General features: G+C 75.1%; 22 protein-coding genes. 7 read left to right on the forward strand and 15 right to left on the reverse strand.

The annotated features are described in order from the left end of the window. Positions 1–93: 93 nt before the first annotated feature. The 3 genes from ACF1AL_RS16070 to ACF1AL_RS16080 are packed head-to-tail and all read right to left on the reverse strand — an operon-like array spanning position 94 to position 3,193. Positions 94–1,395: an ABC transporter substrate-binding protein gene (locus ACF1AL_RS16070; protein ID WP_391826203.1), complete on the reverse strand. Its 1,302-nt coding sequence runs from the start codon at positions 1,393–1,395 to the stop codon at positions 94–96. A 32-nt stretch (positions 1,396–1,427) separates the two neighbouring features. Beyond that, on the reverse strand, positions 1,428–2,261 hold the full coding sequence (locus ACF1AL_RS16075) for a carbohydrate ABC transporter permease (RefSeq protein ID WP_391826205.1): 834 nt from the start codon (positions 2,259–2,261) through the stop codon (positions 1,428–1,430). Then, positions 2,258–3,193 carry a carbohydrate ABC transporter permease gene (locus ACF1AL_RS16080; RefSeq protein WP_386418951.1) on the reverse strand — a complete coding sequence of 312 codons (936 nt, stop codon included), beginning with the start codon at positions 3,191–3,193 and terminating at the stop codon, positions 2,258–2,260. Before ACF1AL_RS16080 ends, ACF1AL_RS16075 begins: the two co-directional genes overlap by 4 nt. Positions 3,194–3,341: 148 nt before the next feature. Between ACF1AL_RS16080 and ACF1AL_RS16085 the strand changes: the two genes are divergently transcribed. Next, the gene (locus ACF1AL_RS16085) at positions 3,342–4,202 is read left to right on the forward strand and encodes a phosphotransferase enzyme family protein (protein WP_391826207.1); all 861 of its coding nucleotides are present in this window, start codon (positions 3,342–3,344) and stop codon (positions 4,200–4,202) included. 75 nt (positions 4,203–4,277) lie between these two features. On the opposite strand, the gene ACF1AL_RS16090 is transcribed toward ACF1AL_RS16085, so the two are convergent. Next, complete coding sequence (locus tag ACF1AL_RS16090) at positions 4,278–5,213, reverse strand: LysR family transcriptional regulator (RefSeq protein ID WP_391826209.1); 936 nt, start codon at positions 5,211–5,213, stop codon at positions 4,278–4,280. A 94-nt stretch (positions 5,214–5,307) separates the two neighbouring features. Between ACF1AL_RS16090 and ACF1AL_RS16095 the strand changes: the two genes are divergently transcribed. Next, a complete protein-coding gene (locus tag ACF1AL_RS16095; protein WP_391826211.1) occupies positions 5,308–6,288 on the forward strand; it encodes a DMT family transporter in 981 nt (326 codons plus the stop codon). Positions 6,289–6,503: 215 nt separating this feature from the next. On the opposite strand, the gene ACF1AL_RS16100 is transcribed toward ACF1AL_RS16095, so the two are convergent. After that, on the reverse strand, positions 6,504–7,226 hold the full coding sequence (locus ACF1AL_RS16100) for a 3'-5' exonuclease (RefSeq protein ID WP_391657941.1): 723 nt from the start codon (positions 7,224–7,226) through the stop codon (positions 6,504–6,506). A 107-nt stretch (positions 7,227–7,333) separates the two neighbouring features. Next, on the reverse strand, positions 7,334–8,572 hold the full coding sequence (locus ACF1AL_RS16105; RefSeq protein WP_391820946.1) for an SAV2148 family HEPN domain-containing protein: 1,239 nt from the start codon (positions 8,570–8,572) through the stop codon (positions 7,334–7,336). Positions 8,573–8,977: 405 nt separating this feature from the next. On the opposite strand from ACF1AL_RS16105, the gene glgX reads away from it, so the two are divergent. After that, on the forward strand, positions 8,978–11,089 hold the full coding sequence (gene glgX / locus ACF1AL_RS16110) for a glycogen debranching protein GlgX (protein ID WP_366837621.1): 2,112 nt from the start codon (positions 8,978–8,980) through the stop codon (positions 11,087–11,089). Between the two features lie 69 nt (positions 11,090–11,158). On the opposite strand, the gene arr is transcribed toward glgX, so the two are convergent. Then, complete coding sequence (arr, locus tag ACF1AL_RS16115; RefSeq protein ID WP_391826213.1) at positions 11,159–11,587, reverse strand: NAD(+)--rifampin ADP-ribosyltransferase; 429 nt, start codon at positions 11,585–11,587, stop codon at positions 11,159–11,161. Positions 11,588–11,807: 220 nt separating this feature from the next. Continuing rightward, on the reverse strand, positions 11,808–13,175 hold the full coding sequence (locus ACF1AL_RS16120) for an MFS transporter (protein WP_391826215.1): 1,368 nt from the start codon (positions 13,173–13,175) through the stop codon (positions 11,808–11,810). 81 nt (positions 13,176–13,256) lie between these two features. On the opposite strand from ACF1AL_RS16120, the gene treY reads away from it, so the two are divergent. Both treY and ACF1AL_RS16130 read left to right on the forward strand, forming a co-directional pair. Then, positions 13,257–15,608, forward strand: coding sequence for a malto-oligosyltrehalose synthase (treY, locus tag ACF1AL_RS16125; RefSeq protein WP_391826217.1), 2,352 nt, complete (start codon positions 13,257–13,259; stop codon positions 15,606–15,608). Positions 15,609–15,715: 107 nt separating this feature from the next. Further along, on the forward strand, positions 15,716–16,966 hold the full coding sequence (locus ACF1AL_RS16130) for a M14 family zinc carboxypeptidase (protein ID WP_391826219.1): 1,251 nt from the start codon (positions 15,716–15,718) through the stop codon (positions 16,964–16,966). 367 nt (positions 16,967–17,333) lie between these two features. On the opposite strand, the gene ACF1AL_RS16135 is transcribed toward ACF1AL_RS16130, so the two are convergent. The 3 genes from ACF1AL_RS16135 to ACF1AL_RS16145 all read right to left on the reverse strand — a co-directional run bounded on the left by ACF1AL_RS16135 (position 17,334) and on the right by ACF1AL_RS16145 (position 19,784). Beyond that, on the reverse strand, positions 17,334–17,756 hold the full coding sequence (locus tag ACF1AL_RS16135; RefSeq protein ID WP_386418947.1) for an SSI family serine proteinase inhibitor: 423 nt from the start codon (positions 17,754–17,756) through the stop codon (positions 17,334–17,336). Beyond that, positions 17,753–19,135 carry a M14 family zinc carboxypeptidase gene (locus ACF1AL_RS16140; RefSeq protein ID WP_391779572.1) on the reverse strand — a complete coding sequence of 461 codons (1,383 nt, stop codon included), beginning with the start codon at positions 19,133–19,135 and terminating at the stop codon, positions 17,753–17,755. Before ACF1AL_RS16140 ends, ACF1AL_RS16135 begins: the two co-directional genes overlap by 4 nt. Before the next feature lie 97 nt (positions 19,136–19,232). Next, positions 19,233–19,784: a DUF1707 and FHA domain-containing protein gene (locus ACF1AL_RS16145; RefSeq protein WP_366837628.1), complete on the reverse strand. Its 552-nt coding sequence runs from the start codon at positions 19,782–19,784 to the stop codon at positions 19,233–19,235. A 198-nt stretch (positions 19,785–19,982) separates the two neighbouring features. Between ACF1AL_RS16145 and treZ the strand changes: the two genes are divergently transcribed. Then, positions 19,983–21,728: a malto-oligosyltrehalose trehalohydrolase gene (gene treZ, locus ACF1AL_RS16150; protein WP_391826221.1), complete on the forward strand. Its 1,746-nt coding sequence runs from the start codon at positions 19,983–19,985 to the stop codon at positions 21,726–21,728. A gap of 113 nt (positions 21,729–21,841) precedes the next feature. Here treZ and ACF1AL_RS16155 read toward each other — a convergent pair whose 3' ends face one another. The 4 genes from ACF1AL_RS16155 to ACF1AL_RS16170 form a co-directional block, all read right to left on the reverse strand. Next, entirely contained in the window at positions 21,842–22,771 is a 930-nt protein-coding gene (locus tag ACF1AL_RS16155; RefSeq protein ID WP_391826223.1) for an aminoglycoside phosphotransferase family protein, read from the reverse strand. 52 nt (positions 22,772–22,823) lie between these two features. Continuing rightward, the gene (locus ACF1AL_RS16160; RefSeq protein ID WP_386418943.1) at positions 22,824–23,951 is read right to left on the reverse strand and encodes a M24 family metallopeptidase; all 1,128 of its coding nucleotides are present in this window, start codon (positions 23,949–23,951) and stop codon (positions 22,824–22,826) included. Between the two features lie 269 nt (positions 23,952–24,220). Continuing rightward, entirely contained in the window at positions 24,221–24,820 is a 600-nt protein-coding gene (locus tag ACF1AL_RS16165) for a PDZ domain-containing protein (protein WP_391703621.1), read from the reverse strand. Positions 24,821–24,966: 146 nt separating this feature from the next. Next, positions 24,967–25,833 carry a LysR family transcriptional regulator gene (locus ACF1AL_RS16170; protein ID WP_391826225.1) on the reverse strand — a complete coding sequence of 289 codons (867 nt, stop codon included), beginning with the start codon at positions 25,831–25,833 and terminating at the stop codon, positions 24,967–24,969. 86 nt (positions 25,834–25,919) lie between these two features. On the opposite strand from ACF1AL_RS16170, the gene ACF1AL_RS16175 reads away from it, so the two are divergent. Continuing rightward, a complete protein-coding gene (locus ACF1AL_RS16175) occupies positions 25,920–26,657 on the forward strand; it encodes a hypothetical protein (protein ID WP_391703616.1) in 738 nt (245 codons plus the stop codon). The last annotated feature ends 2 nt before the right edge of the window (positions 26,658–26,659 follow it).

Here is a 26,659-nt window from a genome sequence, read left to right on the forward strand (position 1 = left end):
CCGGAGATGAAGATCGCGTTGAAGGCTGCCACGGACGTCACGTTAGGGCGGCGCGGGACGGGCGGGCAACGCGTTTTTCCCCGCCGGAGTGGCTCAGCGCTGGTAGCGCGCGAGGACCAGGTTGCCGTCCCGTTCGAGGCGGCGGCGCAGTTCGCTGAGGCCGATGGCGCCGCTGTAGTACTCCTGGAAGGCGGGGGTGGCCACCTTGTCCTTCCACTCGGGGTAGCCGCGCACCGACTGGGCGGGCGCGGAGGTGAGCCGCTCGGCGAGGGCGGTGCCGGTCGCCCAGCCGTCCCGCGCGGTGTGCAGCGCGGGGTCCTTCAGCGCCTCGGTGCCGGTGGGCAGCATCCAGTCACCGAGCGCGAGCCGGACCATGTTCGCCGGGCGCAGCAGGAAGTCGAGGAACGCGGCGGCCTCCTTCTTGTGCGGGCTGTCCTGGGCGATCGACAGGGTCTGCGGGCTGACGCCCTGGGTGAGCCCCGCGGCGCCGGCCGGGGCGGGCAGCACCTGCCAGGCGAAGCCCTCGGGGGCCTGCTGGGCGATCTGCTGCCGGTAGGAGAAGCCGAGCGGCACCATCGCGTACCGGCCGCCGAAGAAGCCGGGCAGGGTGTCGGAACCGCCGCTGCCCAGCGTGGAGCGCGGGGCGCTGTGGTCGGTGGCGAGCTGGGCGCGGACGGTGGCCGGCACCACGGCGTCGGCAGCGGTGAAGCGGACGGTGACCTTGCCGTCCGGCCCCCGGTGGAAGAGCCGGCCGCCCGCGGACAGCGACAGGTTGAGCGTCGCGGACACGGGCTCCTTCAGCGGCCAGGCCACGCCGTACCGGCCGTTCCCGCTCAGCCGCTGCGTCACCCGCCGGAACTCCGGCCAGGTCCAGGGGCGTTCGGGGGTGGGGATGCGGACGCCGGCGCGGCGCAGCCAGGTCGCGTTGGCGACGAGCACGCGGGGCTCCTGGAGGAACGGCACGCCGTAGACGCCGTCGCCGAAGGTCGTCGTCGCCCAACTGTGCCGCGGGATGTCCTCCCTCAGCCGCCGCGGGAGCAGCGAGGTGAGGTCGGCGAGGTAGCCACCGTGCGCGAAGTCGGCGAGGTCGTCGGCGGCGTCGTGGAGCACGTCGGGGGCCTCGCCGCCCTCGAAGGCGGTCAGCAGCTGGTCGTGGACGCTGTCCCAACTGCCCTGGACGTACTCGACCTCGACGTCCGGGTGGGTGGCGTTCCACTCGCGCACCAGGTCCTTGGTGGCACGCACGGACTCGTCCTGCCAGGCCAGCGACTGGAAGCGCAGGGTGATCCGTCCGTCGTCCCGGCCCTGGGGCGAGCAGGCGGCGAGGAGCACCAGCAGGAGCGCGGTCAGCAGCCGGACGCGCCCCGGCGCCCGAAGTGCAGGTGCTGTACGCATCGCTCCCTCACCGAGTGCCGGCGCTGTGCGCATCACCCCCTCACCGCCCCGGCGAGCAGGCCGCCCGCGATCCGCCGCTGGACGAGGGCGAAGAAGACCAGCGACGGGATCGTGGCGAGCACCGACGCGGCGGCCAGCGGCCCGAGGTCGGCGACGCCCTCCGCACCGATGAAGTGGGTGAGCACGACCGGCAGGGTCTGTTTCTCGGGGCTCTTGAGCAGCACCAGCGCGAAGAAGAACTCGTTCCAGGCGGTGACGAACGCGAACAGCGCCGTCGCCGCGATCCCCGGCGCGAGCAGCGGCGCCGTCACCGACACCAGGGTGCGCAGCCGTCCGGCGCCGTCCACGGCCGCCGCCTCCTCCAGCTCGGCCGGCACCGCCCGCACGTACCCGGTGAGCAGCCACAGCGCGAACGGCAGCGCCCACACGACGTACACCATGACCAGCCCGGCCGGGGAGTCGACCAGCCGCAGAGCGCGCAGCACCAGGAAGAGCGGGATGATCAGCAGCACGAACGGGAACGCCTGGCTGACCACCACCCAGCCGCTCGCCGCCCGGGCGAGCCGGGAGCGCCGCCGGGCCAGCACATAGGCCGCCGGGGTCGCCAGGCATACGGCGATCAGCGCGGCGGCGAGGGCGATGAGCAGGGAGTTCCCGGCGGCCCGCAGCAGCGGCTGTTCGTCGAAGGCCTGCCGGAAGTTGGCGAGGGTGGGGTGGCGCGGGATCCACGTCGGGTGCAGGGCGGCCAGCTCACGCGGCGGTTTGAAGGCGGTGGACAGCAGCCACAGGAAGGGCAGGGCGAGGAAGGCGAGGTACGCGAGGAGGGCGGCGTACTGGCCGGCGCGGGCGCCGGTGCGCGGTCTCATCGCTCCTCGCCTCCTCGCAGCCGGCCTGCCAGGAACACCGCGAGGCATACGGCGATCACCGCGACGAGGACGCAGCCCATGGCCGCCGCGTAGCCGAACTGGCCGTAGCGGAAGGCCTCCTCGTAGGCGAAGAGCATGGGCAGCCGGGTGCGGCCGCCGGGCCCGCCGCCGGTGAGGACGTAGACCAGGGCGAAGGCGTTGACGTTCCAGATGAGGTTGAGCGCCGTGATGGCGAGGGCGATCGGCCGCAGCGCCGGCCAGGTGACCGCGCCGAAGCGGCGCCAGGCGCCGGCGCCGTCCAGGGCGGCGGCCTCGTGCAGGTCGCGCGGGGTGTTCTGCAGTCCGGCGAGCAGGGCGACCGTGGTCTGCGGCAGGCCGGCCCAGACGCCGACGACGATCACCGCGGGCAGGGCGGTGGACAGGGAGCCGAGCCAGTCGCGGCCGCCGCCGAGGCCGAGGTCGCGCAGGGTCTCGTTGAGGACGCCGGCGTCGGTGCTGTAGACGAGCCGCCACATGATGCCGACGACGACCTCCGGCATGGCCCAGGGGACGATCGCGAGGGCGCGGGCGAGCCAGCGCAGCCGTAAGTCCTGGTTCAGCAGCAGGGCGAGGCCGAGCGCGAGCAGGAACTGCGGCACGGTCACGCCGGCCGCCCACACCAGGCCGATGCGGAACGACTCCCAGAACAGCGTGTCGTGCAGCAGGTCCCGGAAGTTGAGGGAGCCGATCCAGTGCACGGGCGCGGCCCGGCCGGACTGGGCGTCGGTGAACGCCAGCGCGATGCCGTACACCAGGGGGCCGACGCTCAGCGCGAGGACGGGCAGCAGCGCGGGCAGGACGAGGAACCATCCGCCGCGGTCGAGGGCGCGTCCGGGCGGGCGGGAGCGCCGGGCGGCCCGGGCCGGCCGCGTCACGTCCGCCACTGCCGTCACCGCATCATCCCCTTGGGACACGTCTGGGTTGGCATGGCCATGGTCGTGCGGTGCGGCGTCCGCCGTCAAGGGACCGCACACCAGGGCCGACCTGTGCGAATGCGAGACTGGCGCGCACACGGTTCGGAACGGAACACGGAGGCGGACGATGGACGAGGCGCGGGCGCGGGAGGTACTGGCCGCGGCGAAGGTCGTGCCCGATGCAGGGGAAGCGCGGCTGCTCGCCCTGGGCGAGAACGCGGTGTTCGCCGCCGGCGACCTGGTCGTCAAGGTCGGCCGCGACGCGGACCTGCTGGACCGCGCGCGCCGCGAGCTCGACATCGCACGGTGGCTGGCCGAGGCGGGCGTGCCCGCGGTCCGCGCCGCCGAGCCGGAACCGCTCATGGCCGACGGCCACCCGGTGACCGTCTGGCACCGGCTGCCGGACGCGGTACGGCCCGCCGAGCCCCGCGACCTCGCGGCACTCCTGCGGATCGTGCACGCCCTGCCCGCGCCCCCCGTCGCGCTGCCGCCCCGCGAACTGCTGGGCGGCGTGGAGCGCTGGCTGCGCCTCGCGGCCGACGCGATCGACCCGGCCGACGCCGCCTACCTGCGCGAGCGCCGCGACGGCTTCGCGTCGGCGGCGGCCGCGCTCACCCCGCATCTGCCGCCGGGCCCGATCCACGGCGACGCGCTGCCCCGCAACGTCCACATCGGGCCCGACGGCCCGGTCCTGGTCGACCTGGAGACGTTCTCCAGCGACCTGCGCGAGCACGACCTGGTGGTCATGGCCCTCTCCCGCGACCGCTACGGCCTGCCCGCCGACGCGTACGACGCCTTCACCGCCGCCTACGGCTGGGACGTGCGGGAGTGGGAGGGCTGCGCGGTCCTGCGCGGCGCACGGGAGACGGCCAGCTGCGCCTGGGTCGCCCAGCACGCCCCGAGCAACCCCAAGGCACGAGCGGAGTTCCGGCGCCGGGTGGACTCACTGCGCGAGGGCGACACGACGGTGCGCTGGTACCCGTTCTGACGGCCGGCATCGGCCCGTCCGCCGTCCCTCGGGTCATCACCCCCGTGATCGGCGCCCTCGTCCCGGCCCTTCACCTCACCCGGCCCCCTCTGCGGCGCCTTCCTCCTCGGCGTCCCGTCGGCTGATCGCCCGCGCCGCGTGGCGCAGTTCCGTCAGGACCGTGCGGACCGCCGTGCGGGCCGTGCGCTCCGGGCGGCACAGGACGTCGATGTGGCGGCGGGCCCGGACCCCGCCGAGCGGCCGCAGGACCAGCCGCGGGTGCGGGCGCATGGTCCAGCGGGGCATCAGCGCGATCCCGCCCCCGGCGGCGACGACTTCGGCGACCACCGCGAACTCGTTGATGCGGTGCGCCAGCCGCGGCCGGCGGCCCGCCGCCGCGGCGATCGCGTCGATGACCGCCAGCACCGGGAAGCCGTCGTGCACGGTGATCCACGGCTCGCCCGCCACGTCCCGCGGGCTCAGCCGCCGCTTGGCCGCGAGCCGGTGGCCGGCGGGCAGGGCCACGTCGAGCGGTTCGCGCAGCAGCGTGGTCGCGGCGACCGTGGCCGGCCAGGGCGGGGCGTGGTCCAGGCGGTGGGCGAGCACGAGGTCGTAGACGCGGGTCAGCCGCGGGAAGTCCTCCTGCGGCACGTCCTCGTCGGCGAGCGCGAGCCGCGGCCGGCCCGGCGCGGCGAGGGCGCGCAGCAGCGGCGGGAAGAGGGCCGCGCCCGCGCTGTGGAACGCGGCCACCGACACTTCCGCGTCGGCCCGCCCCACGAACTCCTCCACCGCCTGCCGGGCCCGCGCCAGCGCCGTCTCCACGTCGACGGCCGCGGCCGCGAGCGCCTGCCCCGCGTCGGTGAGCACCAGGCGCCGGCCCTGCCGCTCGGTCAGCGGCACCGGCAGGGTGCGCTGCAGCAGCCGTAGCTGCTGGGAGACCGCCGACGGCGTCACCAGCAGTGCCTCGGCGACCGCGGTGACGCTGCCCAGCTCGCCGAGCTCCCGCAGGATCCGCAGCTGCCGTTCGTCCATTCCCGCAGTGTAGGGCGATGGTGAAGGGCTGCTGAAAGATCGTTGTAGGAAGTCGTGCTGGGCTTCACGGTCGTCGCTGGTGCACCGTGGGCGGGTGTCCGACGCCCGCCGTACCGATGCGGTACTCCTCCTGGTCGCGCTCGTCTGGGGTTCGAGCTATCTCTCCGCCCAGACGGCCACGGCCGCGCTGCCCGTGCTGACCGTTCTCCTCGCGCGCTATGCCCTCTCCCTCCTGGCCTGCGCCGGTGTGATCGCCGGCCGCCGCGGGCCGCGCCGGGTGCGGCGCGACGAGTGGCGGGCCGGGCTCCCGCTCGGCCTCACCCAGGCGGCGGTCCTGGTCGTGGAGACCTACGGCGTCGCCCACACCACGGCCGCCAACGCGGGCCTGATCATCAGCCTGACCATCGTGCTCACCCCTCTCCTGGACCGCTCCGGCCACCCGGGCGGACTGCCGGGTTCCTTCTACGCCGCCGCCGGCGTGTGCGTGCTCGCCGTCGGGCTGCTGATGTCGGGCAACGGCTTCCACGCGCCGCGCCTCGGCGACGTGCTGATGCTGGCCGCCGCCGGCGTGCGGGCGGTGCACGTCGCGCTGGTGGGCCGGCTCACCGCCCGCAGGTCCGTACGCCCGCTGCAGCTGACGGCGGTGCAGACGGCCGTCGGCACCGCGCTGTTCCTGCCCGCGACCGCCGCGGATCTGCCGGGACTGGTGCGCGCACCGGGCGCCACCTGGGCCCAGCTGCTCTACCTCGCCCTGTTCTGCAGCGTGTTCGCCTTCCTCGCGCAGACCTGGGCGGTGCAGCGCACCTCCGCCAGCCGGGCCAGCCTGCTGCTGGGCACCGAGCCGGTGTGGGCGGCCGTGGTCGGCATCGCGCTCGGCGGCGAGCACCTCACGGCGCTCACGGCGCTGGGCGCGGCGCTGATGGTCGCCGGAACGTACTGGGGTCAGGCGGTGGAACGCGCCCACCGGGCCCGCGCCGCCCGGGAGGCACCCGGCCACCGCGTCGAGGGCGGGGCGCTGCGCCCGCCGGCCGCCGATGCCCCGTCAGTTCACCAGGAGACGGCCGCTCCACGGTGAGTCACGCCCGCCACCGGCCACCCGCGTCAGCTCACCGGGAGGCTGCCACTCCAACGTGACTCACGCCCAGAGACCTTGCGCTCACCGGGAGGCTGCCACTCCAACATGAGTCAGCCCAGGGACCTTGAGCTCACCGGAAGGCCGGCGCCCCGCCGTGCTTCACCCCCGCATGGCCCGGTGAACTCACCGGGCGGCGGCTGCCGCCCCGCTCCGCGTCACACCCGCTCCCCCGCGACCTCCCTGAGCGGCCAGGTGCCGTCGACCACCGCGTCCGTCTCGCCCTTGCGGCGCAGAAAGCTCTGGAAGTCCGCCGCCCAGTCCGCGTACCACTCGACCTGGCGGCGGTGCAGTTCCGCCGGGCCGAGGTCCGCGATCTTGGGGTGGCGGCCGGCTATCGCGCCGGCCAGGCGGGCCGCGGCGAGGGCGTCGGCAAAGGCGTCGTGCGCGGAGTCGAGCGGGACGCCGTACTCCGCGCAGACAGCTTCGAGGTTGCGCTTGCCGCGGCGGTAGCGGTCGGCCCAGCGGTCGATGGTGTAGGGGTCGACGACGGGGGCCGGGTCCGCGCCGCCGAGCCGGTCGCGCAGCGACGGCAGGCCGTGGCGCCGCAGTTCGGCGGAGAGCAGGGTGAGGTCGAAGGCGGCGTTGTAGGCGACGACGGGGACGCCCGCCTTCCAGTACCCGGTGAGGACGTCCGCGACGGCGTCGGCGACCTGGTCCGCCGGTCTGCCCTCGGCCGCCGCCCGCTCGTTGCTGATGCCGTGCACCGCGACCGCGTCGGCCGGGATCTCCACTCCCGGGTCGGCCAGCCATTCGCGGTGCCCCAGCACCTGCCCGCCCCTGACCTCGATCACGGCGGCGGTGACGATGCGTGCCTCACGCGGATCCGTGCCGGTCGTCTCCAGGTCGAAGCCGACGAGCAGCTCGCGGTGCCAGGCCATGGCGGCCCCCCTTCTCGGTGGTGCTGTCCCCCAGTGGCCTCCACCATCGCACGGCCCACTGACAACCGGCCGCCGCCCCGGACTCCGGGCCCCACCGCCGGGACACTTCAGGACACGGGCCGCGAATCCGCCCAAGCCAGCTCGAACTCCTCCTTGTAGGTGGAGAAGAGCCCGGCGTCCTCGACGCCTTCCGACGTCACCACCCGGTTGCCGCCGCGCAGCACCAGCACCGGCGCCTCCATGCCCCGCGCCCGCCGCAGATAGGACTGCACGACCGCGATGCCGTCCGCGCCGTCGCCGTCGACGAGGTAGGCGGTGAAGCGCGGGGTGTCGTCGTAGACCTGGATCTCGAAGGCGCCGGGGTCGCGCAGCCGGGCCCGCACCCGCCGCATGTGCAGGATGTTCATCTCCACCGCGCGGCTCAGCTCGCCCCGCTTCATGCCCAGTTCCCGCTCGCGCCGCTTGACGGCGCTGGAGGCGGGGTTGAGGAAGAGCAGCCGGATCCGGGCGCCGGCCTCGGCGAGGCGCACCAGGCGGCGGCCGGAGAAGTTCTGCACGAGCAGGTTGAGGCCGATGCCGATGGCGTCCAGGCGGCGGGCCTGGCCGAAGATGTCCTCGGCCGGGAACTGGCGCAGCAGCCGCACCCGGTCCGAGTGCACGGCGACCACGTCCGCGTAGCGGTCGCCGACGAGGTCCTCGACCGCGTCGACCGGCAGCCGGCGCGCGGACGGCACGTCCCCGCCGGCGCCGAGCATCTCCAGCAGGCGCGCGGAGGCCCGTTCGGCCTGGCCGAGGACGGCCTCGGACAGCGCGCGGTTGCGGGAGACGACGTTGCGGGTCACCTCGAGCTCGTCCAGGGCGAGTTCGACGTCGCGCCGGTCGTCGAAGTAGGGCTCGAAGCACGGCCAGTGCTGCACCATCAGCTCGCGCAGCTGAGGCAGCGTCAGGAAGCTGATGACATTGTCGTCGGCCGGGTCGAGCAGATAGCCCTTGCGGCGGCTGACCTCGCGGACGGCGGCGGCGCGCTGGACCCACTCCTGCCCGGCGGGCCCGGCCGCCGCGACCACCCACTCGTCACCGTGGACGGGCTCGTAGACGGGCCGCAGCACGGCGGCCACGACGGCGCGCAGCCGCTGCTCGACGAGGTTCAGCCAGATGTAGGCGCGGCCGGCCCGCTGGGCGCGGGTGCGCACCTCGCGCCAGGCATCGGCGTCCCAGTCCAGCTCCGGTCCGATGGCGCCCGTCTGCATGGGTCTGGCCAGCGACACCGTGCCGGGCGGGACCTCTGCGGAGTTCCCCTCGTGACCCTCGTCACCAGGGGGCAGCTCCAGCTCTCCCGAGCCCACCCGCGCACCGCCTTCCGCTCCCCCGAGCACTCCCCGCTCTCAACGATCAAGGAAGGGTACTCCGCGAGCGGCCGGCGATGCAGCCCGATGGACAGGGTCGGCTCTCAACTACCCGCATCCGCGCGGACGTTCCGGGCCCGGGGTGCGCGGGGAGTGAGCGGATTCATAGCGAAAGGTGACACCCGGTCACTTTCGCACGGACGTTCCCCTGCTCCGTGGACCCCACCGTCGCCATTCGCCCCGCGCACCTCAGGGCTCACACGCACCCCACGACCGGAGGCACCCTGCTTCCCCGCCCGGACGTCCGACAAAAGGGACGTACGTCATAGGTGCGTCCCGCACTTTGGGGGAGACTCGCCAGCAAGGCGCTCCCTCAGGCGCCGTACACCTGAAAGAGTCGTATCCATGCAGGTCTGGCCTGGCGAGGCGTATCCACTCGGTGCCACCTATGACGGCGCCGGAACCAATTTCGCGGTCTTCACGGAGGCCGCCGACCGAGTAGAGCTGTGTCTGCTGCACGACGACGGCTCGGAGACGGCGATCGAGCTGCGCGAGAGCGACGCGTTCGTGCGGCACGCGTACGTGCCGGGCGTGATGCCCGGACAGCGCTACGGCTACCGGGTGCACGGTCCGTACGCTCCCGAACGCGGGCTGCGGTGCAACTCGGCGAAGCTGCTCCTGGACCCGTACGCGCGTGCGATCAGCGGCTCGATCAACTGGGGTGAGGAGGTGTACGGCTACCACTTCGACGCCCCCGACCGGCGCAACGATCTCGACTCCGCGCCCCACACGATGACGTCGGTGGTGGTCAACCCGTACTTCGACTGGGGCGACGACCGCAGTCCCCGTACCGAGTACCACCACACGGTGATCTACGAGGCGCACGTGAAGGGCCTCACCATGCGGCACCCGGGGCTGCCGGAGGAGCTGCGCGGCACCTATGCGGCGCTCGCCCATCCGGTGGTGATCGATCATCTGGTGGAGCTGGGCGTGACCGCCCTGGAGCTGATGCCCGTGCACCAGTTCGTCAACGACCACCGGCTGGTCGACATGGGCCTGAACAACTACTGGGGCTACAACACGATCGGCTTCTTCGCACCGCACAACGCCTACGCCTCCTGGGGCGACCGCGGGCAGCAGGTGCTGGAGTTCAAGTCGGCGGTGCGGGCGCTGCACGAGGCCGGCATCGAGGTGATCCTGGACGTCGTCTACAATCACACCGCCGAGGGCAACCACCTGGGGCCGACGCTGTCCTTCAAGGGCCTCGACAATCCGCGCTACTACCGGCTCGCGGACGACCCCCGGTACTACATGGACACCACCGGCACCGGGAACTCGCTGCTCATGCGGTCCCCGCACGTACTGCAGCTGATCATGGACTCGCTGCGGTACTGGGTGACGGAGATGCACGTCGACGGGTTCCGCTTCGACCTCGCGGCGACGCTGGCCCGGCAGTTCCACGAGGTGGACCGGCTGTCGTCGTTCTTCGACCTGGTCCAGCAGGACCCGGTGGTCTCGCAGGTGAAGCTGATCGCCGAGCCGTGGGACGTCGGCGAGGGCGGCTACCAGGTGGGGAACTTCCCGCCGCTGTGGACCGAGTGGAACGGCAAGTACCGCGACACCGTCCGTGACCTGTGGCGGGGCGAGCCGCGCACCCTGGCGGAGTTCGCCTCCCGGCTGACCGGGTCGTCCGACCTGTACCAGGACGACGGGCGCCGGCCGCTGGCCTCGATCAACTTCGTGACCTGCCACGACGGCTTCACGCTGCACGACCTCGTGGCGTACAACGACAAGCACAACGAGGCCAACGGCGAGGACAACCGCGACGGCGAGAGCCACAACCGGTCGTGGAACTGCGGGGCCGAGGGCGAGACCGACGACCCCGAGGTGCTGCGGCTGCGCGCGCGGCAGATGCGCAACTTCGTGGCCACGCTGATGCTGTCCCAGGGCGTGCCCATGATCAGCCACGGCGACGAGTTCGCCCGCACCCAGAAGGGCAACAACAACGCCTACTGCCAGGACAGCGAGCTGGCGTGGGTGCACTGGCCCAAGGACGGCGGGCACCCGATGCTCGACTTCACCCGCGCGATGGTGTGGCTGCGCCGCGACCACCCCGTCCTGCGGCGGCGCCGCTTCTTCCACGGCCGCCCCGTGGAGGGCACCCACGACGACCTGTCCGACATCGCCTGGTTCACGCCCGAGGGCCGGGAGATGACCCAGCGGGACTGGGAGTCGGCGCCCGCCTCGGCGCTCACGGTGTTCCTCAACGGCAACGCGATCTCCGAACCGGGGCCGCGCGGCGAGCGCATCACCGACGACTCGTTCCTGCTGATGTTCAACGCCTCGCCGAAGCCGCTGGACTTCGTCGTGCCGGTCGATCACGGCCGCCGGTGGCAGGTCGTCGTGGACACGTCCCTGCCGGAGGGCGTCCCGCCGGACGCGGGCCCCGAGGTCGAGGCCGGCGAGAAGCTGACCCTGGTGGACCGCAGCCTGACGGTACTGAGGCGACCGGCCTAGGGGCCCGCCGGCCGGCCCGGGGCGCCCCCGTCCCTGCTCGATGCGCAGGGGCGGGGGCGCCCCGGGGCGTCAGTCCAGGATCGTGGCGGCGCCGCGGCGGCGGAGGTCGGCCAGCCCGTTCAGCATGGCCTCGATCTGCTCGGGGGTGTGCCCGACCCAGTCCTTGAGCTCCGACACGACCCGCACGGGCTCGCGGGTGCGGAAGGAGCGGGTGGGGTTGCCCGGGAACCTCTTGTCGGTGACGTTGGGGTCGTCCTCCAGCTCGCCGGTCGGCTCCACGACGTAGATCCGGCCCGGTCCGTCGCCGGCCGCCAGCTCGGCGCCCCAGGCGGCGGCGTCCAGGGTCTCGGAGACGTAGACGTGACGGGACGTGCGCCCCTCCTCGAAGTTGGACGCGTAGCCGGGGGTCAGCAGGTCCCCCGGGGCGAGGTCCGCCTTCGTCCCGTGCAGATACGTTCCCGCCTCGTACACCTCGAAGGGGACAGGGGCGTCGGTCATGGGCTGCTCCTTCGGCGTGGGGTCGCCCACCAGGGAACCACAGCGCCGTCGGGAGGACCCCGGAACCAGCCGGCAACGGCTCGATCACCGCCCCCGCCCGACCGGCGCGAGCGGGTTCAGGGGGTGTCTCGGCCGAGCCCGGCCCGATCGACGAGACGCCTCCTCAGGACGCCTGACCCAGCAGACGCCCCTCAGGACGCCTGACCGACTAGACGCCTCCTCAGGACGTCTCCACGCGCGCGTGCAGGGGCTCCGCGGCGCGTTCCGTGTACGGCACCGGGCGGGCCGTCAGGGCGACGACGGCGGCGAGGCCGGCCGCCGCGGTGCCGGCCGCGAAGGCCGCGCCCGGGCCGTGGGACTCGGCGAGGCGGCCGGTGACGGCCACGGCGAGGGCCTGACCGGCCACCAGGGCGCTCGTCGCGGACGCCATCGCCTCGGCGAGCCGGGCGGGCGGCACCGCGCGCTCGGTGAGCGCGAACACCGTGATCAGATGCGGGGCGTACGCGGCGCCGAGGACGGTGACGACGGCGTACAGACCGGCCAGGGAGTCCGTCCACAGCAGCGGCACCGACAGCGCGCACGCCGCCGCGGTGGCCACCCGCCAGCGGACCCGCAGCCCGACCCCGGCGGGCAGGAACGCCGTCGACAGCCCGGCGAGGGCGCTCATCACCCCCATGGCGGCGTAGACGAGCCCCGCCTGGTCCGCCTGCCCCAGCCGTCCGGTGAGGGCGGTGATCCCCGCCTGGCAGGCTCCGAACATGGCGCCCTGGAGGGCGAGCGCGGCCCGCAGGGCGTTCACCGAGCGGGGCATCCGCGCGCGCCGACCGGGCCGGACCCGGCGGGCCCCCGCACGGCGCCCGACCGGCCCGTCGGGTGCCGAGTCCGCCTCATCGGCGCGCCGCCCGTCCGCGCGGCGTGCCTCCCGGCCCGGCGCCCCGTCGCGGTCCCGACGGGACGGCGGGAGCGTCGCGCGGGCCGTCGGGTGCAGGGCGAACGCCGTACCGCACCCGGCGACCAGGACGGCCGCCCCGGCCAGCGCGAGGGCGGGGTGGGCGAGGACGGCGGCGAGGCCGACGAGGGCCGGGCCGAGGACGAAGGAGATCTCGTCGAGGGTGCTCTCGAAGGAGAGCGCGGCGCCGACCGTGGACTCCCCCGCCCCGGCCCGGCGGGCCAGCGCCACCAGGCGGGCGCGGCCCAGCGGGCCGATCAGCGGCACACTGGCGCCCGCCGCGGCGGCGAGGACGGCCAGCAGCGGCGTGGACAGCCCGGCGAGCGCCCCGGCGACCAGCGCGCCGATCGCGAGCGCGTTGGCGAGGGCGAAGACGAGGACCACGGGCCGCTGTCCGTGCCGGTCGGCGAGCCGCCCCACGAGCGGGCCGCACGCCACCTGACCGGCCGCGAGCGCCCCGCCGGTCACGCCCGCCGCGGCCAGGGAGCCGCTCGTCCGGGCGACGAGGAGCACGCTGCCGAACTGGATGGTCGCCGTCGGCAGCCGCGCCAAAAAGGACACCACGGGCAGCAGCGGCCCGCTCAGCCCGATGACCCGGCGGTAGGTTCCCGGCGCCGGGCGCCGCCCCGTCGTTCCCATCACCCGAAGCTAGCCACACGCGCGCGTGCAGGAGGATGAGCCGATGACACGAAAGGCGGCAGGGCGGGTACGTACGTTTCCATGACACGCGAGCGCCCCGCCCCCCTCGTCCCGACGGCCACCTACCGGCTGCAGCTGCAGCCCGCGTTCCCGTTCGCCGCCGCCGCGGCAGCCGTGCCGTACCTGGCGTGGCTCGGCGTGTCGCATCTGCACCTGTCCCCCGTCCTGCAGGCGGTGCCGGGCTCGGCGCACGGCTACGACGTGGTGGACCACGCGCGCGTGCGCGACGAGCTCGGCGGCGAGGAGGGACTGCGCGCCCTCGCCCGCACCGCGCGCGAGCACGGCCTCGGACTGATCGCGGACATCGTCCCGAACCACATGGCGATGGCACCGCGCCACAACCGCGCCCTGTGGGAGGTCCTGCGCGAGGGCCCGAAGTCGCCGTACGCGCGATGGTTCGACATCGACTGGGAGGCGCAGGGCGGGCAGCTGCTGGTGCCCGTGCTCGGCGGCCCCCTCGGGGACGTGATCGGCGACCTGCGCGTGGACGGCGACGTGCTGCGCCACCACGACCACGTCTTCCCGCTGCGCGAGGGCACCGAGGACCTGCCGCTGCCGCAGCTGCTGGACGCCCAGTGGTACCGGCCGGTGTGGTGGCGGCTGGCCCGCACGGAACTGAACTACCGGCGGTTCTTCAGCATCTCGGAGCTGATCGGCGTGCGCGTGGAGGACCCGGAGGTCTTCGACGCCACCCACGGCCTGATCCTCAAGCTGCTCGACGAGGGCGTCCTCGACGGGCTGCGCGTCGACCATCCGGACGGCCTCGCCGACCCCGACGCCTATCTGCGGCGGCTGCACGAGGCGAGCGGGGGCCGCTGGACGGTCGTGGAGAAGATCCTCTCCGACGGCGAGCACCTGCCGCCCTCCTGGCCCGTCGCGGGCACCACCGGCTACGACGCCCTGCGGCACATCGACGGCCTGTTCGCCGACCCGGCCGGCGCGGACGAACTGCTGGCCGCCTACCGGCGGTTCGCGGCCCCGCAGACGGACCGGGGCGGCGACTGGGCGGCGACGGCCCGCCGCGCGGCCTACAGCGTGCTCACGCACGAGCTGGCCGCCGAGGTCGACCGGCTCACCCGGGTGGCGCACCGGGCGTGCGCCGGTTCGTCCGAGCCCGCCCTGCGCGACCGCGCGCCGTGGGCGCTGCGCACCGCGCTGCAGGAACTGCTGGTGCGCCTGCGCGTGTACCGGCCGTACACCTCCGTCGACGCCTCGTCGGTGATCACCGAGGAGGCGGCCGAGCAGGCCAAGCAGGCGTTCCTGGTGCCCGAGGAGGGCGGCGCGGTCGACGTCGTGCGCGACCTGCTCCTCGGCCGGTACGGCGACGGCCCCGACCAGGTCGAGCTGCGCGCCCGGTTCGCGCAGACGGCGTCGGCGCTGCGCGCCAAGTCGGTCGAGGACACGGCGTTCTACCGGTACGTGCCGCTGCTGTCGGCGACCGAGGTGGGCGGCGAGCCGGGCGCTCCGGCGGTGTCCCCCGCGGACTTCCACGCCTACTGCGCGCGCGTGCAGCGCGACTGGCCCGCGACGGGCACGGTGGTCTCCACGCACGACACCAAGCGCAGCGCCGACGTCCGCGCCGCGCTCGCCGTGCTCACCGAGTGCCCGGAGAGCTGGGCGGAGCTGCTGGACACCGTCACGCGCGCGGACGAGGGCGCGCCCGACGCGCAGCTGGCGTGGGCGGCCTGGCAGACGGTGTTCGGGCTGGGCCCGGCCGACCCGGAGCGGGTGCGCGAGGCGCTGCTGAAGCACGTGCGGGAGGCCGGCCTGTACACGAGCTGGACGGAACAGGAACCGCCGTACGAGGAGGCGGTCGCGGCCTTCGTGGCGGCGGGACCGTGCGGGGTGCCGGGCGAGCGGATCACCGCGTTCCGCGAGGAGCTGGCGGAGCACATCCGGGCGAACGTGCTGGGCACCGCCCTGGTCCAGCTGACGATGCCGGGCGTGCCGGACGTCTACCAGGGCACCGAGGCCGAGTACCGGGCCCTGGTCGACCCCGACAACCGGCGCCCGGTGTCCTTCCCGCCCGCGGACCCGGGCGACAAGGGCGCGCTCACCGCGGCGGCGCTGCGGCTGCGCCGAAAGCGGCCCGAGGTCTTCGGCACCTCGGCGACGTACGAGCCGCTGACGGCCGAGGGACCCGCGGCGGACCACTGCCTGGCCTTCGCCCGCTCCGGGCAGGCGGTGACGGCCGTGACCCGGCTGTCGCGGCGGCTGGCGGAGTCCGGCGGCTGGCGGGACACGGTGCTGGCGCTGCCGCCGGGACGGTGGGCGGACGCGCTGGATCCGGCGCGGGAGTTCGCGGGGCACACGCGCGTGTCGGAGCTGTTCGAGCGGCTGCCGGTGGCGCTGCTGGAGCGCGTCGCCGAGTGACGCCCAAGGCCGCCGTCACGACCGTGCGACGGCGGCTCCCGGCTCCTTGACAGGGGCACGCGTCCGTGGGGTACTGCCAGGGCGAGGCACGGGACGACGAGTCGGGGGTGAGTCTCCTGCCGGAGCTGCGCTACCCCAGTGTTCCCGAACTGGTCGCGTCCGCACAGGCGCTGGCCGGGGAGCGGCCCGGCCTGTGCGCACTGCGCCAGGTGGGCGTCTCCCGGGCGGGCCGGCCGCTGCACCTGCTGTCCGTGGGACACGCCCCGCGCGCGGTGCTCGTCGTCGCGGGCGCCCACGCCAACGAGCCGGCCGGCGGCGCCACCGTGCGGTCCCTCGCCGAGCGGACCGTACGGGAGAGGGCTCTGCGGGACGGCGTCTCCTGGCACTTCCTGCTGTGCGCGGACCCCGACGGGGCGAGCCTGCACGTCACGCCGGCGCCGCGCAGCCTGCTCGACTACCACCTGGGCTTCTACCGGCCCGCCGGGCCCGAGCAGCCGGAGTGGTCGCCGTCGGTGCTGCCGCCGGACCGGCTGCCGCCCGAGACGCGGGCGCTGACCGCGGTGATCGACGAGGTGCGGCCGTACCTGCAGGTGAGCCTGCACGGCACCGATCTGGGCGGCACCTGGGTGCAGTTGACGCGGGACATCCCGGGGCTCGCGGAACCGTTCGCGAAGTCGGCGGCCGAGCTGCACATACCGGTGGAGGCGGGCGCCTCGGACGCCGCGGGCTGGCCCGCCTCGGGGCCGGGCGTGCACGTGATGCCCGCGCCGGGGGCGGGCGCGGCCTACCCGAGCATGCCGGACGACGCCCGGCACAGCACCTGGTACCACGCGCACCGCCACGGCGGGCTCACCGCGATCGTCGAGGTGCCGATGTGGGCGAGCGACCTCGTCGGCGATCCGGCGCCGCACCCCGCCCCGGCGGCGGCGCTCGGGCGGCTCGCGCACCGGCTGCGCGGCGACGCGCTGCTGGTGGAGGAGATCCTGGCCGAGGCGCGGCCGCGGCTCGCGGGCCACGACGATCCGCTGCTGCGGGCCGCCCTGTGGACGCTGGCGCTGGTGCCCGGGCTCGCCGAGGACTGGGTGCGCACCACGCCGGCCGACACGACGATGGCGTACGTCGGCAGCGTCGACGCCTTCGCCCGGCGGCTGCCGCTGCGGGCGGCGGCGATGCTGCTGCGGGTCCTCAGGGACGCCGGCGACCGGGCGGCACCGCGTCTGGAGCGGCTGGTGGTGCACTGGAGCGAGAGCTTCGCCCGCCGCTTCCACGCCCGCTGGGTACCGCTGCACGACCAGGTCGAGCACCAGGCCCGCACGGTCGTCACGGCGGCCCAGCAGGCGCGCGAGACGCTGGACTGAGCGCTCGGGGGGCGGGGGGCGGCTTCGGGTCGGCTCCGGGTCGGTTCCGGGTCGGTGACGGCCCCGCGGCACGCAGTACGCCGCACCCCGCACCCCGCACCCCGCACCCCGCACCCCGCACCCCGCACCCCGCACCCCGCACCCCGCACCCCGCACCCCGCACGCCGCACGCCGCACGCCGCACGCCGGCCGAACGGGCCTGAGGGCGTCGCGTCACGGCCGCCCGGCACGGGCCGCCGGCCGCCGAGCAGAGCCGGCGCCGCACACGCGCGCGTCCAGCGGCCGGCCCCGCCCACACAACGGCACCCGCGCGTGCCGCCCCCGCGGCGCATCACGCAGCCCCGCGGCGCGGCCCCGCCGCGTCACCTCACCCGCGTCGCTCCTCGGCGTCCACCGCGAACACCGCGCCCGTGCGGGCCCGCATCTCGCAGCGGTTGGCGAAGGTCTCCCGGTAGGTGACGGGGCGGCCGTGCCAGCGGCCGTGGGCCTCGGCGGTGACCGGGGCGTAGACGAGGGTGCAGATGGCGTCCTTCCGGGCCGGGAGGGCGCCGATGTCGCCGTCGACGGTGGCGAGCTGGGCGCAGGCCTCGGCCGCGCGCGGGTGGCCCTGGGGCGGGTCGCACCGCAGCAGGGCGCCCCGCGTGTCGCCGGACCGCTCCTCGCCGCGGGTGACGGTGATCTCGAGCCAGTCGCCGTGCCGGGTGACGAGCGCCGTCGCGGGGGCCGTCAGGGTGAGGACGGCGGCCGCGGCGAGCAGCCCGGCCGCCGCCGGTCGTGTCAGATGGGTCATTCCCGGTGCATCGGCACCGCACGGCCGGAACACCAGCCCGGCTCACCCGAACGGGAGCGCGCGGACGCGTGTTCGCCGGCCAGTTCGAAGGCGGCGAGCACCACGCGCGACTGGTACTCCACCTGGCGGACCACCGGGATCCACACCGCCCCGTGGCGGTCGCGGTAGTCGGCACAGCCGGTGTCGATGAGGTGGTCCAGTTCGGGCAGGACGCCCGCCGGATCGCGTCCGCTCTGTGTGACGAGCCGGTGCAGCAGCCCGGCGGTGCGCAGGACCAGCCGCCGCCCGGCGATGCGCAGGGCGGTCAGGTGGGCGGTGCTCAGCGGCGGCAGGGCGTGGCCGGGGACGGCCGTGTCGGGGTCCCAGGCGTCGGCCAGGCCGGGGCAGACCAGTACATAGTCGTCGACGGGGGCGAGCAGCCGCGCCGCGTCCGCCGTGCCGGTGACATGCGGCCGGATGCGCGCGAGGAGGCGCTCCAGGAGCCGCGTCTCGCTCCGCAGCGTGGCGCTCACGGCCCGCAGCACCGCGTCGGCGTCCGCGGGCGTGGAGCCGTCCTCGACGGCGGCCACGCCCCACATGGGGGCCTCGACGATCGCGGTGACGGTGCCGTGCCGGTGCGGATGGAACCAGGTGGACTGCACGGCCGCCTCGGTGATCGCGGCGGCCAGGTCGCGCGGGCGGGGCGGCGGGATGCGGTAGACGGCCGGTCCGATGCTCGGCCAGTACAGGGTGTCGTAGGGGCCGAGTTCGCGGGGGATGCCGAGGCGGCCGGCGGCGTGGGCGACCCGCTGGTCGAGGCCGGGCAGGTCGTGGGTCACCTCGACGAAGCCGCCGCCGATGTCGACGCCGTGCAGGGAGGCCTGGAAGAAAGGTTTCAGCTCGTCCTGGAGGTCGAGCAGCGCGCGGGTCTCCGGCAGCGCGGCGGCCTGCGCGCCGTCCGGCAGCCACTCGGGCTGCTCCAGGAACCCGGGGCGGAAGAAGCGCCGGAAGTAGCGGCCGAGGGTGTACGGGCCGGACAGCCAGCCCTCGTTGCGGCGCAGCCCGTCGGGGTCGAGGCACAGCAGCAGGTTCCAGGTGGCGTCGGCGCCTTCCGTCAGGCCGGGGTCGGCGAGCGCGCGTTCGGCCAGCCGGAGCGCCGTGGCGCCGCCGGCGGGCTCGTTGGCGTGCGGCCCGGCGACGACGAGGGCGTGGCGGCTGCCGTGTCCGACGGAGAGCAGCCACAGCGGCTCGCCCGCGCGCGAGGTGCCGACGCGGCGCAGCCGGGCGTCCCGGGGGTGGCGGGCGGCCAGCGCGGCGGCGCGGGCGGCCAGCTCGTCCACGCCCGGGTAGCGCAGGAGCGGCGGCAGGGCACACCTCCACGTGCGGTACCGACGGTTCACCTGGTGTGCATGGTGTACGGACAGTCAGTCACGGTACGGCGGGTACGTCAACACCACGGCGGTCAAGCCGATTTGGAACGGCACCGGCGGTCGGCGTTCACTGCCCGGAGAGCCGGAACGCCATCTGCCCGAAGGACACGAGGTCGCCCTCGCGGACGACGGCCGAGCCGACCACGCGGCGGCCGTTGACCGTCGTGCCGTTGGTGGAGCCGAGGTCGCGGAGCACCCACATGCCGCCCTGGTGGCGCAGCTCGGCGTGCACGCGGGAGACGGTCTCGTGGTTCAGCCGCAGGCCGCTCGCGGGGTCGCGGCCGATGCGCAGCGGGTGGCCGCTGCCGGGGTGGGGCAGCAGCAGCTTGGGCAGCCGCTCGGCCTGCCAGGCGCGGCGCAGCCGTACGGTGAAGCCCGACACGGCCTCCACGGCGCCGAACAGGGCGCGGGAGAGCCGGCCGTCCTGGGGCAGGTCGGCGGTGAGCGCGGCGAGCTCGTCGGCGTGGCGGGCGGCCAGCGCGAGCTCCATGCGCCGCACGAACGTGTCGTGGGACAGCCGGCCCAGGGCGACGCCGTCGCGCAGCACCTTCAGAGCGTGGTCGCGCTCCGCGTCGGACAACCGCGCGGGGTACGTGGAGAACTCGAAGGACGACGTCACACGTGTGATTGTCGGTCAGCCGACAGCGGGTGTCCAGAAAACGGCGGATCGGCCGTCACGCGCGCGTGCGGCACGGACCCGGCGGGCGGCGACACCCCGCCGACACCCCGCAAAAGGGAGGATCGGAAAGCGGATTGATCGTGTGTGACGCACCATGGACGGGCTACATCACGGTGAGCAGACGAAGGGGAACCGTCCGTGCAGTTCGAGGTGTGGGCACCGCAGGCCGATCATGTGACGCTGACGTGCGACGGCGTCACGCACGCGATGGAGCGCGATCCGGAGCGAGCGGGGTGGTGGACGAAGGAGGCGGAGGCGCACGACGGCTCGCGCTACGGCTTCGCGCTGGACGACGGGCCGGTGCTGCCCGATCCGCGCTCGCGCCGGCAGCCGGACGGGCCGGACGGGCTGAGCGCGGTCGTCGACCACGGCCGGTACACGTGGCGCACGCCGCCGTCCGGCCGGCCGCTGCCCGGCGCGGTGCTGTACGAACTGCACGTGGGCACCTACACGCCCGAGGGTACGCTGGACGCCGCCGCCGAGCGGCTTGCTCACCTGGTGGAACTGGGCGTCACGCACGTGGAGTTGATGCCGCTGTGCCCGTTCCCGGGCACGCACGGATGGGGATACGAGGGTGTCTCGCTCTGGGCCGTGCACGAGCCGTACGGCGGCCCGGAGGCGCTGAAGCGGTTCGTCGACCGGGCGCACGAGCTGGGCCTCGGCGTCGTGCTCGACGTGGTGCACAACCACTTCGGGCCCTCGGGCAACCACCTCCCCGCGTTCGCCCCCTACCTCACGGACACGCACCACACGCCCTGGGGCGCCGCGGTCAACCTGGACGCGCCCGGCTCGGACGAGGTGCGCGCCTACCTGGTGGGCAGCGCGCTGGCCTGGCTGCGGGACTACCGCATCGACGGGCTGCGGCTGGACGCGGTGCACGCGCTGGTCGACACGCGCGCGTGCCACTTCCTGGAGGAGCTGTCCGCGGCGGTGGACGCGCTGGGCGCGGAGACGGACCGCCCGCTGTTCCTGATCGCCGAGTCCGACCTGAACGACCCGCGTTTCATCACGGCGCGCGAGGAGCACGGACTGGGGCTGCACGCGCAATGGAACGACGACTTCCACCACGCGCTGCACACCGCGCTGACCGGTGAGTCGCAGGGCTACTACGCCGACTTCGCGCGCGCCCCGCTCGCCGCCGTCGCCAAGACGCTCACCGGCGGCTACTTCCACGACGGCACGTACTCCTCCTTCCGCGGCCGCACCCACGGGCGCCCGCTGGACCGCTCGCGGACGGCCGCGCACCGGCTGCTGGGCTACAGCCAGACCCACGACCAGGTCGGCAACCGCGCCCAGGGCGACCGGCTGGCCGCGTCCCTCTCCCCCGGCCTCACGGCCTGCGCCGCGACGCTGGTGCTGACCGCGCCGTTCACGCCGATGCTGTTCATGGGCGAGGAGTGGGCCGCGTCCACGCCCTGGCAGTTCTTCACCGACCACACCGATCCCGAGCTCGCGGAGGCGGTACGGCGGGGCCGGCGGCGGGAGTTCGCGGCGCACGGCTGGGCCGAGGAGGACGTGCCCGACCCGCAGGACCCGGCGACGCGGGACCGCTCCTGCCTGGACTGGGACGAGCCGCGGCGTGAGCCCCACGCGCGCGTGCTCGCCTGGTACCGGCAGCTGATCGCCCTGCGGCACACCCATCCCGACCTCACCGACCCCGACCTCGCCGACACCAAGGTCGCCTACGACGAGGACGCGCGCTGGCTCGCCGTCCGGCGGGGCGACGTACGCGTGGTGGTGAACCTCGGCAAGGAACCGGCGGCGATCCCCCTGGGCACGCGCCCTGTCCGCGTCCTCGCGGCGTGGGAGCCGGTGCGGGAGCCGGGCGACGACGGGGTGTTGCACGTCCCGGGCGCGTCGAGCGTGGTCCTGGAACAGGCGTAATCGCTTGCGCAAGCGTTTGCGCGACCGGTGCGCGCCCTCAGGTGGCTGCACGGGCCCGGGTGCGCCCCGGGCGGACCGGCGGGCACCTCGGGCGGGCCGGCGGGCGGGCTCCCTCACCCGTCCTCGCGCAGCTCCGTGACCCGTTCCAGCAGGATGGCCTCCCAGGCCCGCTGCAGCTGGGTCTGCAGGAGTTCCAGGGGAGTGCCGTCGCGGCCCTCGAGGCGTTCGGCGAGGCGGATGACCGTGTCGCAGCGGGCCAGCCACAGGCCGCGCAGGCAGGGGCGGGCGCCGTAGCCGGCGAGGGTCGCGGCGCGGACGGCGGCGCCGGAGCCGACGGCGAGCGCGAGGCCGGCGATGTCCTCGGCCGGGTCGCCGAGGACGGCGCCGGTCCAGTCCAGGACGCCGCGCACCCGCCCGTCGCCGCTGACGACGAGGTGCTCGCCCGCGAGGGCGTGGTGGACGAGGACCGCGGTGCCCGTCTGCGCGGCGAGCTGCGCCGCGCCCGGCGGGGTGAGCTGGGCCAGGCGTCCGGGATCGAACTCCTCGGCGGTGGCCAGGGTCCGCGCGGCGGGCACGGCCATCCGGCGCAGCGCCTCCAGGGAGCGGGGGGCGGTGCGCGGCACGCCGAGCGTCTCGGCCTGCCGGGCGGGCACCGCGCGCAGCCCGGTGAGGAACCCGGCGAGGTCCGCCTCGCCGATGGCGGAGACGTCGTGCTCCTCGGCCGTACCGCCCGGCACCAAGGTGTCGAGGGTGTAGGTCAGGCCGGGGCTCCACTCGCCGTGGGCGATGCTGGTGGGCACGGCGACGGGGACGTGCGGGCGGACCAGGTCCCGCAGGCGCAGCTCGCGGCGCTGCCGGGCGGCGGCCTCCCGGTCCGGGGCGAGGCGCAGCACATGGCGGGTGCCGACCCACCACGTGCAGGGGCCGCCGCCCTCGGCGACGGGCCGGACCTCGGGTCCGGCCGTGTCGTCCCCGGCTTCCTTCAGCAGGGTTCGGACCAGTCTGCGGACGGTGTCCGCGGTGGGTGTCGGTGCCTGGGTCATGGTCGCGCCGTCGTCGCTCGCTCGATGGGTGATGGTGGTACCAGTGTCGCCTTCAGTCCACTATGACCATCTCGCGGGTGGTGTTGTTGAGCCGCCGGCCGCCGTCCTCGGTGACGGTGACGATGTCCTCGATGCGCACGCCGAACCGGCCGGGCAGGTAGATGCCGGGCTCCACGGAGAAGCACATGCCGGGCACGAGCGGCTGTTCCTCGCCCTCGATCATGTACGGCGGCTCGTGCGTGGTGACGCCGATGCCGTGGCCGGTGCGGTGGATGAAGTACTCCCCGTACCCGGCGTCCTCGATGACCCGGCGGGCGGCGCGGTCGACCTCCTGGCAGGCGACGCCGGGGCGTACGGCGGCGTATCCGGCCTCCTGGGCGGCGCGCACCACGTCGTGGACCCGGCGCTCCTCGTCGGTGGGTTCGCCGACGTGGACGGTGCGGGTGGTGTCGGAGCCGTAGCCGTCCTTGAGGCCGCCGAAGTCGAGGACGACCATGTCGCCGTGTTCGATGACGCGGTCGCCGACCTCGTGGTGCGGGTTGGCGCCGTTGGGTCCGGAGCCGACGATGGTGAAGTCGACCTGGGAGTGGCCGAAGCGGCGCAGCAGGTCGGCGAGGTCGGCGCCGACCTCGCGTTCGCGGCGGCCGGCGAAGGCGACCTTGCGGATCTCCTCGAACGCGGCGTCGGCGGCGGCGCCCGCGGCGGCCAGCAGCTCCAGTTCGGCGGCGTCCTTGACGGCGCGCAGCATGGGCAGGGCGTCGGTGAGGGCGGCGTAGGAACTGCCGGGCAGGGCCCGCTGGAGGCCGAGCAGGTGCATCGCCCAGGTGTTGTCGCTGATGCCGAAGCGGCCGCCGGCGCCGAGGAGGCCGGCGGTGGCGGCGTAGGGGTCGGTGCCGTCGGTCCAGTCGCGCAGGGTCAGGGCGGGCGCGCCGGCCGCATGGGCGGCGTCCGGGGCCTCCAGGGTGGGCACGACGAGGACGGGGTCACGGCCGGGGGCGAGGACCAGCAGGGTGAGGCGTTCGGTGACGGCGGTCGGGGCGTAGCCGGTGAGCCACACCAGGTCGGGCCCGGGGGCGACGAGCAGCCCGGCGAGGCCGGCGTCGGCGGCGGCCCGCGCGGCGCGTTCCATCCGGGCCCGGTAGTCGTCGGCGCCGAACGGTGCGGGCGCGGTGCCGGTCATCGGCCTCTCCTGTCTGACGAAGGGTCTGCCTGGCGTCCGGGAAGGATCTGTCCGCCTGCCAGCATCCTGCCCGCCGCACGGTGCCCACGCGAGCCGGTTTCCCCACCTGTGACTATCGGCGCCACGTCGATCGCCCGTCACAGCCGGTGACGGCCCGCGGGCGCACGGCCGCTTTACCGCGAGGTGCGCTCACGCGGCCGCCCGTCCGGGGCGCCGAGGTGGGCCTGTCGCGCGCCGCGCCGGACGGCTCACCGGCCCCGTTGCCACGATCAGGTGAGGACTCCCGGTACGGCGGTCAGCTGCTGGTAGCCACCGCTTCGGTGACGCACCGTCAGGACCACCTGTGCGCCCGGGCGTGCCCCGGCGATCGCCCGCGCCAGGTCGGCCGCCGAGTCGACGCGGCTCTGGCCGACGGCGAGCACGAGGTCACCGCGGACCAGGCCGGCCGAGTAACCGGGGCCGGGGATGTGCACACCGACGACGAGGGCGCCCGGCTTCTGTCCGTCCATCACCTCCACCCCGAGGGAGGCGCGCACCCGGCCGGCCGGGGCGGCGGGGCCGGTCGCCGGGTTCGCGGCCCCGTGGGAGGGCGCGCCGGCGGAGGCGTGCGACGGGCCGGGCGGTGCGTGCGGGGTGGCCTGGCGCTGCAGGTCGGCGAGCTTGCTCAGGCCGATCACCGTGGCGCCGACGGTGCCGAGCCCGACGCCGGCCAGGACCAGCACCGCCCCGACGAGCAGGCCGAACAGCAGGGTGGTGAGCCGCCGGCCGCGCCGCCGCGCGGCGTGCGGGCGCCGGGGCTGCCCCGCGGACGTGGTGCCGCCGGGGTCGCGGCCCGGCATCGGCTTGGGACGCAACGCAGTCTGTTCCATGGTTCGCCTCCGGCAGGTGCTCTACCCGGCGCACCACCGCGGAACGTGCCACGAAAGAGTGAGACTGACCAGCCGTCAACAGCGAATAGTCCCGCCGGGGGCGCTCGGTGGCCCCGGTTGGATGTGATCCGGCGGTGCCGGGCGGTTCACGCGCGTCCTCCGAGGGCGTTCGCGAAGGTCGCCGCCGCGCCGCGGGGTGGTCCCGCGTACAGGAGTTCCACGCGGTGCACGAGCCGCGGCGCGGTCACCGGGACGGCGATCGCCCCGGGCACGGTGCCGGCCGCCGTGCGCGGGAGCAGGGTCAGGCCGTGTCCCGCGGCGGCCAGCGCGGTCAGGGTGCGCACGTCGGTGCCCTCGTAGCGCAGGGCGGGCCTGAAGCCGTGGCCGCCGTTCACGGCCCGCAGCCGGGCCAGTGGCAGCCCCGCGTCGGGGGCGTCCAGCCAGCGCGCGTCGGCGAGATCGGGGAGCCGCAGCCCCGGACGCCGGGCCAGCGGATGCGCCGCCGGCAGCAGCACGCACACCGGCTCCTCGGCCACGCCGTACGCCGTCAGCGGGGCCACGTCGGGCAGCCGGAGCGGGTCGCTGGGCGCGGCGAGGCCGTCGGCCAGGGCGAGGTCCGCGCTGCCGGTGGCCACGGCCGCGGGCACCTCGTCGCGGGGCAGCACCCGTACGGTCACGCCCGCGGGCGGCAGCGCCGCCACCACGGCCGGCGCGAGCGCGGTGGCCGTGGCCGCGAGGGTCAGGCCCTGGTCGGGGGCGGCCACGATGCGGGTCACGTCGGCGCGGGCGGCGTCCAGGCGCAGCAGCAGCGGACCCGCGTGTTCCAGCAGGCGGTCGCCGGCCGGGGTGGGGGCGACGGGCCGGCGGGTCAGCAGCGGGGCGCCGAGGTCCTGTTCCAGCGCGGCGATGTGCTGGGAGACCGCGGACTGGGTGTAGCCGAGGGTGCGGGCCGCCTCGGAGAAGGAGGCCAGGCGGGCCACGGTGACGAAGGTGCGCAGCAGGTGCGGGTCCATGCCGCCAGCATCCCATCAGGAACCCTTATGGAGATTGCAGGGATCATCGTTGGACGTGAACGACGGACCGCGACCAGGATGAGGTCATGACCGACACCGTCTCTCCCGCCGCGAAGGTCGCCCTGGTCGGCGACCGCTCCCCCGACGTCGTCTCGCACACCCGTATCCCCGAACTGCTCCACACCCTCGCCGTCCACGACCGGCTCGTCCTGGACGCCTACTGGATCCCGTCCGAGGACGCCGCGGCCGAGGGCGCGGTGTCCGGCTTCGACGCCGTGTGGGTGGTGCCGGGCAGCCCGTACCGCAGCGAGGCCGGCGTCCTCGCCGCGATCCGTACCGCGCGCACCGAGCGCATCCCGTTCCTCGGCACGTGCGGTGGTTTCCAGCACGCGCTGCTGGAGTTCGCCCGGAACGTGTGCGGGCTGACCGGGGTGGCGCACGCGGAGAACGACCCCGACGCCGGGGACTTCCTCATCGAGCCGCTGGCCTGCTCGCTGGCGGGTCACGAGGACACGGTGCTGCTGGAGCCCGGCTCGCTCGCCCAGACCGTGATCGGGGCGGAGCGGACCGTGGAGCGCTACTCCTGCCACTACGGGCCGTCCCGCCACCTCGGCACGCTGACCGGGCACGGGCTGCGGTTCAGCGGGCACGACCCGCAGGGGCAGGTCCGCATCGCGGAGCTGCCCGGTCACCCGTTCTTCCTCGCCTCCCTGTTCCAGCCGGAGCTGTACGGCGACGGCGCGCGCCCGCACCCCGTGATCCGGGGCCTGGCCCGCGCCGCCGTCGACCACGCGGCCGGGGTCTCCCGCCCGGCGGCGGTCTGACA

The organism is Streptomyces sp. NPDC014801 (genome assembly GCF_043082085.1).
In the GTDB taxonomy this organism is placed as follows: Bacteria; Actinomycetota; Actinomycetes; order Streptomycetales; family Streptomycetaceae; genus Streptomyces.

Excerpts from the sequence above, each read along its gene's own strand:
- ACF1AL_RS16070 (WP_391826203.1), bottom strand. The coding sequence starts at position 1,395 with ATGCGTACAGCACCTGCACTTCGGGCGCCGGGGCGCGTCCGGCTGCTG.
- ACF1AL_RS16075 (WP_391826205.1), bottom strand. The coding sequence starts at position 2,261 with ATGAGACCGCGCACCGGCGCCCGCGCCGGCCAGTACGCCGCCCTCCTC.
- ACF1AL_RS16085 (WP_391826207.1), top strand. The coding sequence starts at position 3,342 with ATGGACGAGGCGCGGGCGCGGGAGGTACTGGCCGCGGCGAAGGTCGTG.
- ACF1AL_RS16090 (WP_391826209.1), bottom strand. The coding sequence starts at position 5,213 with ATGGACGAACGGCAGCTGCGGATCCTGCGGGAGCTCGGCGAGCTGGGC.
- ACF1AL_RS16100 (WP_391657941.1), bottom strand. The coding sequence starts at position 7,226 with ATGGCCTGGCACCGCGAGCTGCTCGTCGGCTTCGACCTGGAGACGACC.
- glgX (WP_366837621.1), top strand. The coding sequence starts at position 8,978 with ATGCAGGTCTGGCCTGGCGAGGCGTATCCACTCGGTGCCACCTATGAC.
- arr (WP_391826213.1), bottom strand. The coding sequence starts at position 11,587 with ATGACCGACGCCCCTGTCCCCTTCGAGGTGTACGAGGCGGGAACGTAT.
- ACF1AL_RS16120 (WP_391826215.1), bottom strand. The coding sequence starts at position 13,175 with ATGGGAACGACGGGGCGGCGCCCGGCGCCGGGAACCTACCGCCGGGTC.
- treY (WP_391826217.1), top strand. The coding sequence starts at position 13,257 with ATGACACGCGAGCGCCCCGCCCCCCTCGTCCCGACGGCCACCTACCGG.
- ACF1AL_RS16135 (WP_386418947.1), bottom strand. The coding sequence starts at position 17,756 with ATGACCCATCTGACACGACCGGCGGCGGCCGGGCTGCTCGCCGCGGCC.
- ACF1AL_RS16155 (WP_391826223.1), bottom strand. The coding sequence starts at position 22,771 with ATGACCCAGGCACCGACACCCACCGCGGACACCGTCCGCAGACTGGTC.
- ACF1AL_RS16160 (WP_386418943.1), bottom strand. The coding sequence starts at position 23,951 with ATGACCGGCACCGCGCCCGCACCGTTCGGCGCCGACGACTACCGGGCC.
- ACF1AL_RS16165 (WP_391703621.1), bottom strand. The coding sequence starts at position 24,820 with ATGGAACAGACTGCGTTGCGTCCCAAGCCGATGCCGGGCCGCGACCCC.
- ACF1AL_RS16170 (WP_391826225.1), bottom strand. The coding sequence starts at position 25,833 with ATGGACCCGCACCTGCTGCGCACCTTCGTCACCGTGGCCCGCCTGGCC.
- ACF1AL_RS16175 (WP_391703616.1), top strand. The coding sequence starts at position 25,920 with ATGACCGACACCGTCTCTCCCGCCGCGAAGGTCGCCCTGGTCGGCGAC.